This window comes from Saccharomonospora saliphila YIM 90502 (genome assembly GCF_000383795.1).
GTDB classification, from domain to species: Bacteria; Actinomycetota; Actinomycetes; order Mycobacteriales; family Pseudonocardiaceae; genus Saccharomonospora; species Saccharomonospora saliphila.
Genome location: NZ_KB912664.1, coordinates 2,433 through 5,699 on the forward strand (window position 1 = coordinate 2,433; position 3,267 = coordinate 5,699).

Here is a 3,267-nt window from a genome sequence, read left to right on the forward strand (position 1 = left end):
CGTCACGTAGACGGCGATCACGAGCCCTCCTCCGATGGGGTCTCCGGCGACTTCTCCGGGGAGCCGTGCCCGCCCGCGCAGCCGGGATACCAGGGACGTCAGACCCGGCGACCCGCGGCGGGACGGGCCGAGGCGTCCGGCGGCGGCGTCATCGAGCAACGCACCGACGGTGTCGGCGGCGCAGGCCTTGTTGGCGCCGATACCACCGGAGGGTCCTCGTTTGATCCAGCCGACGACGTAGGTGCCGTGGCGTCCCGCGACCCGGCCTCGTGAATGCGGCACCGTGCCCGTGTCCGCATCGAATGGGAGTCCGGGCAGCGGCGTTCCCCGGTGCCCGACGGCCCGCACGAGTTGACCCGCCGACAGTTCCTCGTCTCCGTCCGGACCGGTCACGCGTACACCGCGCATCCGTTGCTCCCCCACGACCCGGCGGGGCGCGGAGTGGAACCGAAAGACGATGCGCGGCGGCCCGGGCGTGGGCGGGGCGGACCAGTCGACCCGCTCGCGGCGCACGTCCCGCAGCAGAGCCGCCTTGTCGGCGGGCTCCGCGGCGTCGAGCGCCCGGGTCGTGGCCGGGTCGGCCGTATCCACGACCAGGTCACGGCCCTCTCCCCCGGTCAGCGCGAGCAGCTCCGGCCTGGTGAACGCGGCGGCCTCGGGTCCGCGCCGCCCGAGCAGCACCACCTCGCGCACGCGACTCGACCGCAGCCGGGCCAGGGCGTGCGGCGCGATGTCGGTGCCCGCCAGCTCTTCCGGATCGGCGGTCAGAATGCGCGCGACGTCCAGCGCGACATTGCCGTTGCCGACGACAACCACCCGTTCGGCCGACAGATCCACGGCGTCCTCAGCGATGTCCGGGTGGCCGTTGTACCAGCCCACGACGGTCGAGGCGGCCACACTTCCGGGCAGTTCCTCCCCGGGGATGCCGAGTTCCTTGGCCGCCGACGCCCCGACCGCGTAGATCACCGCGTCGTACCGGGCGCCCAGCTCATCCACCGTGACGTCGGCGCCCACCTCGACGCCGAGCTTCAAGCGGAGCCGGGGGTGCTTGTGGAAGCGCGCGAACGTCTCGCCGATCTTCTTCGTCGACGGGTGGTCGGGCGCGACACCGTACCGGACGAGCCCGCCCGCCACGGACAGCCGGTCGATCAGCGTGACGCGCGCGTTGGTGTGCAGCAGCAGGTCCTCCACCGCGTACATCCCGGCCGGTCCCGTGCCGACCACCGCGACGTCCAGCGGCGTCATGTCACTGGGCACGGTCCGGCTGAACGTCGGCGGGCCCCATGCGTGGAAGTTCGGAGCGACCTCGGCCTCGGCCACGGGGTCGCGCTCGGCGTAGTACCCGGCGTTGAGCTCGGCGTAGACCGAGAGCGAACCGGAAAGGGCGTCGACCGGAACGATCGCGTCGACCGGACAGGCGTCGGCGCACGCGCCGCAATCGATGCAACTACGCGGGTCGATGTAGAGCATCTCGGTGGTGCCGAACTCCGGTTCGTCCGGCGTCGGGTGGATGCAGTTGACCGGGCAGACCGTCACGCACGACGCGTCGTTGCAGCAGGTCTGGGTGATCGCGAACGCCATGGCCTCAGATGAGGTTCGCGCGCTTGTAGACCCGCGTCGCCGCCGCGGTCAGCAGTCCCGCGGAGTCGAGGAACTCCATCAACCCCGCGCAGCTCGACCGCAGCATCGACTTGTGGTGCTCGTTGGCCCGCGCCTCCCGCACGGCGCGCCGGGTGTCCAGACCGGCGTTGGCGTAGACCTCGCGGCTGACCATGCTGGTGACGATGAAGTAGGCCGCGATCGACACGACCAGCGCGATGCCCTGCCTGCGCACCCGGCCCACACCGCGCATCCGCTCGCGGGTCTCCTCCCGGGCGAACTTCATGTGCCGGGACTCCTCGACCACGTGAATGTTGTTGACGGTACGGACGAACGGGACCACCCGTTCGTCGCGCATCCAGTCACGCTGCATCACGTCGAGGACTTCCTCGGCGACCAGGATCGCCGCGTAGGCGGCCTCCCCGCCCGCGACGGTCTTGAACGCGCGGCCGAGTTCGACCACCGCCCGACGCGGCCGGTAGGCGGGAGCGCGCAGCTTGGCCGCTCCCCGCGCGAACATGATCGAGTGTCGGCACTCGTCGGCGATCTCGGTCAACGCCCACTGGAAGGCCGGGTCGGTCGGGTCCTTGGCGTAGAAATCCCGCAGAACCATCTGCTGCAGGATCATCTCGAACCAGATGCCGGTGCTCGCGACCGAGGCCGCTTCCTGGCGGGTGAGCTCGCGCTGCTGCTCGGCGGTCATCTCGGCCCAGTACGCCGTGCCGTACAGCGTGCTCCACTCCGGACTGGTGCCGTGGTAGTCCGTGTCGAGCGGGGTCTCCCAGTCGACCTCCCGGGCGGGGTCGTAGGACAGCGTCTCCGACGAGTCGAGCAACCGCCGTGCGACGGTCTCCCGGTCCGAGGAGGGCGCGTCCGTCCGCTCACGGGTGCCTTCGACGCTGGTCATGGGACGCCTCCTGACGACGACTTACCTGTTACCGCGATTTACAGTTACCAAAGGTAACACGTGCTGCGGCGGTTGCCCAGGGGTCGGTGAGGACAGGTGGGCGCGGTGCGAGACCGCCGAGACAGGAGAACGAAGACAGGCAACGAAGACAGGCGTGGAGACACGAAAAAACCCCAGGCCCGTCGGACCTGGGGTTCACTGAGGCTCCCCCGGCTGGATTCGAACCAGCAACCCTTCGGTTAACAGCCGAATGCTCTGCCATTGAGCTACGAGGGATCGCTCGCGCCAGCCGGAGCGCTCCGGGCTGACGGATCACTACTCTAACGCATCCGCCATGCGCGGCACACACCCCCCCCTCGCCGCCCGGCGACCGGCACGAGCGGCCGCGACCGGAACGGCACCCAGCACGGGGGGCCGGTCTGCGGGACAATCATGGTCGCACCGCCTGTGTCGAGGAGGCATCACGAGATGAAGGCATTCCTGATGGGCGCCGCCGCCGGGTACGTGCTCGGTGCCCGTGCCGGGCGGGCCCGGTACGAGCAGATCGTGCGCACGTACCGCAGGCTGGCCGACCATCCCGCCGTGCAGGGCGCGGCCGGGGTGGCACGGGCGAAGCTGGGCGAAAAGATCGGGGGACGGCTCCCGTTCACCCCGCGTCGCAGGCCGACGCCGCACGGCCACGACGGTTACGCCACAGCCGCGTCCCCGACCGGGCACCGACCCGGCTGAGCGGCCCCCGCACCCACCCGCCGGGCCGCCGG

At 70.9% G+C, this 3,267-nt stretch carries 2 protein-coding genes, 1 tRNA gene and 1 pseudogene; 1 reads left to right on the plus strand and 3 read right to left on the minus strand.

The features are described from left to right. Window positions 1-69: 69 nt before the first annotated feature. The 3 genes and pseudogenes from SACSA_RS26020 to SACSA_RS0110605 all read right to left on the minus strand — a co-directional run. A pseudogene (locus SACSA_RS26020) lies at window positions 70-1,581 on the minus strand (FAD-dependent oxidoreductase); the annotation flags it as partial. Window positions 1,582-1,585: 4 nt separating this feature from the next. After that, entirely contained in the window at window positions 1,586-2,506 is a 921-nt protein-coding gene (locus tag SACSA_RS0110600) for an AurF N-oxygenase family protein (protein ID WP_019815741.1), read from the minus strand. Between the two features lie 204 nt (window positions 2,507-2,710). Further along, window positions 2,711-2,782, minus strand: a tRNA-Asn gene (locus tag SACSA_RS0110605). Between the two features lie 192 nt (window positions 2,783-2,974). Between SACSA_RS0110605 and SACSA_RS0110610 the strand changes: the two genes are divergently transcribed. Then, window positions 2,975-3,235 (plus strand): hypothetical protein, encoded by a 261-nt coding sequence (locus SACSA_RS0110610; protein ID WP_019815743.1) that lies wholly within the window; start codon window positions 2,975-2,977, stop codon window positions 3,233-3,235. Window positions 3,236-3,267 lie beyond the last annotated feature (32 nt).